The sequence below is a fragment of the Bacillus cereus group sp. BfR-BA-01441 genome (assembly GCF_022663075.1).
Classification (GTDB): Bacteria; Bacillota; Bacilli; order Bacillales; family Bacillaceae_G; genus Bacillus_A; species Bacillus_A cereus.
On the sequence record NZ_JAKUEU010000196.1, the window covers coordinates 1 to 1,615 of the forward strand.

The window sequence follows — 1,615 nt, forward strand, 5'->3', positions numbered from 1 at the left end:
CAATTTCTCCGCCGATTGGTGGTTTAATTGGGTCTATGTTAGGTTTATTCGAGTCATTTAAAAGACCTAATAAACCGCTATTTCCAGAACTCAAATCATTATTTGTAAGTAGATTATTTGTATTTAAAGATGCATCCTTATTAGCAAGTAAATCGGAAACTGTAGGTAGTTTAGAATCAGCCCATACTAAAGCTTTATCTAAATCACTTAACTTATCACTCTTATCTTTGTTTTTGATATCATCTTTACCATCAATACCTTTGGTATTATCATTAATAAAGTTTGAAACAATATTTTTAGGTGATGATGATGATTCTGTCCAACCTAATGCTCTATCTAAAGCTGTATCCTTGCTATCAGGATCTCCCTCTAATAATCTAGTCATATCATCTGGTTTTTCTTCATCATTTTTAGCAATAGCTTTATCATCTTTTGGTTTTTTTGTTTCATTCTTTTTGGCTACATCATGCGTTTTAGGTGTAGCACTAGTTTTTGAGTCTTTATTAAATCCATAAACAGCAATACTAGTTCCAGCAATAACAATAAATGAGCATACACCAATCCAGATTTTTTTTGATTTTGTAAAATTACTTTGTTCTGACATTTGATATCCTCCTTAGATTACAATTCTTTTTGTTTTTGAATTACAGCTTCTCTAGTCTTCGTTTTCTGTTCTTTTTCTTCTGGTGAAAGGTTGCCTTTCTCAATTTCATTAGTTAAATTATCAATTGTTGCTTGGGCTATTTGATTATCAGCAATTTTATTTTTCAAACCTTTATCTTTTAATTCATTACTAATTTTTTCAGCTTTTGCTAAATGATCATTACTTGCATCCCTTGTTTTAAAATATCCATATCCTAACATCATTTTTCGATTCTCATTAAGATCAATGTGATCTTGATACTTTTCATATACACGAACAATTTCTTTCCAATCTTTTTTAAAGAATGCCATATCAAGATTTCCATTTGCTGTAGGGTATTTATCATTAAATTTTTCAAGAGCTTCTAAATCTTTTCTAATTGTTTCATCCTTCATATTATCAATAATTGATTGCTCAATTTTTTCATATTGTTTCGGATACTTAGCACCAGCTTGTAAATAATCTTTTTTATCTATTAAAACAGATAAAGATTCATCACTTTTAGTTGTAGCACTTGTTGTTTCACTTGTTTGTCCTCCGAAAAATAATGCACCAGATATACCAACAATTGCTATAACTGTCCCTATTCCTGAAAACATTAAAACTTTTTTATTCTTTAAAGGATTATTTTTAGAACTAGATTCTTCTAACAAATTCTTTTGATTTTCATTTATTGTTTTAGTATTATTCACTCTTGTTTGTTCTTGCTCTTTAAACTGATTTAATTTAGCCTGTCTTTGTAATTCAGCTTCTCTTTTCTTCGCTTTTTCTTCAGCTTGACGTAGCAATTCAGCTTCTCTTTGTTTTGCTTTTTCCTCGGCTTGACGTTCTAATTCAACCTGTTTTTGTCTTGCTTTTTCCTCGGCTTGACGTTCTAATTCAGCCTGTTTTTGTCTTGCTTTTTCTTCGGCTTGACGTTCTAATTCAGCCTGTTTTTGCTTTTCTTCTTCTTCGGCTTGACGTTGCAATTCA

At 30.5% G+C, this 1,615-nt stretch carries 1 protein-coding gene and 1 pseudogene; both read right to left on the reverse strand.

The window, feature by feature from the left end; all coding sequences use genetic code 11:
• Nucleotides 1-604 (reverse strand): hypothetical protein (locus tag MR107_RS29845; RefSeq protein ID WP_242293138.1); only part of this gene is annotated, 604 nt, incomplete at its 3' end.
• A gap of 17 nt (nucleotides 605-621) precedes the next feature.
• Nucleotides 622-1,615: pseudogene (locus tag MR107_RS29850) on the reverse strand (hypothetical protein); the annotation flags it as partial.